Source organism: Mesorhizobium sp. P5_C1 (assembly GCF_054049815.1).
In genome coordinates this window covers 1-1,403 of record NZ_JBFULQ010000933.1, presented here as the reverse complement: position 1 = coordinate 1,403, position 1,403 = coordinate 1, and the positions used below count along the sequence as shown (strand labels likewise).

The window sequence follows — 1,403 nt, the reverse complement described above, 5'->3', positions numbered from 1 at the left end:
GTCGTATACATGGCCGACCTTCCCGACTCGCTATCACCCGTTGCGCCAAAGGATTTCCCCGCACGGGCGCTGTCTGATTTGCGCGTTATAGCGCTGAACAACGTCAAAAAATGGCTGCCCAAAATCGTCTCCGACGGCGGGTCCGATATCCTTCATCTGTACTACGTCGACGGCAATACGATGCTTTCAACGAGCCTCGTTCTGCTCGATGAATTCTGGCTTTCGATCAGTGCGAAATTCCCCGGCGACGTCTTGTTCGCGGTGCCGCGTCGTGACCAATTGTTCGTCTTTGACGCAAGCAATCCGAAGGCGCAAAACGCGGCCAGGCAGACAATAGACGTTACATTCAAGGATGGCTTCAATCTGCTGTCCGACAAGATTTTCGAGCGCCGTAACGGCAAGCTCCTGGCTCAAGCGTAGAGTTTGGCAATGGCGGTATTGCAAACCCAGATCTCCCCGTCCTCCGACACCTTTCGCGCCAATGCCGAGCGCATGCAGGCGCTGGTCGCCGACATTGCGGACAAGGCTGCAAGCGTCGAGCGCGGTGGCTCGGAGGAGGCACGTGAGCGCCACGTCTCGCGTGGCAAGCTGTTGCCGCGCGAGCGCCTTGCGCAGTTGCTGGACATCGGCTCGCCCTTCCTCGAGATTGGCCAGTTCGCCGCATGGTCGATGTATGGCGAGGAGATTTCCGCGGCCGGCATGATCGCCGGCATCGGTCGCGTCGAAGGCACCGAGGTCATGGTCGTCGTCAACGACGCGACGGTGAAGGGCGGCACCTATTATCCGCTGACGGTGAAAAAGCATCTGCGGGCGCAGGAGATCGCGCTGCAGAACAATTTGCCTTGCATCTATCTGGTCGACAGCGGCGGCGCCAATCTGCCCAACCAGGACGAGGTGTTTCCCGATCGCGAGCATTTCGGCCGCATCTTCTACAACCAGGCCAACATGTCGGCGGCCGGAATCCCGCAGATCGCCTGCGTCATGGGTTCCTGCACGGCGGGCGGCGCCTATGTGCCGGCGATGTCCGACGAGACGATCATGGTGCGCAACCAGGCGACCATCTTCCTCGGCGGCCCGCCGCTGGTGAAAGCGGCCACTGGTGAAGACGTCAGCGCGGAAGACCTCGGTGGCGCGGACGTGCACACGCGGCTTTCCGGCGTTGCCGACCACTATGCGCTGGATGACGACCATGCGCTTGCCATCTGCCGCCGTATCGTCAAAAACCTGAATCGGAACAAGACTGTACAGCTGCACTTACAGAAATCGATTCCGCCGCTTCACGCAGCCGATGAGCTCTACGGCATCGTGCCGACGGACCTGCGCCAGCCCTATGACGTGCGCGAAGTGATCGCGCGGATCGTCGATGGCTCCGAATTCGACGAGTTCAAGCAGAACTACGGCAC

2 protein-coding genes are annotated in these 1,403 nt (G+C 60.4%); both read left to right on the top strand.

Translation table 11 applies throughout. The features are described 5' to 3' along the window. Positions 1-420 (top strand): hypothetical protein (locus ACXJ7R_RS32720; protein WP_457155410.1); only part of this gene is annotated, 420 nt, incomplete at its 5' end. A 9-nt stretch (positions 421-429) separates the two neighbouring features. After that, on the top strand, positions 430-1,403 hold a 974-nt coding region (locus ACXJ7R_RS32715), incomplete at its 3' end, for a carboxyl transferase domain-containing protein (RefSeq protein WP_457155409.1).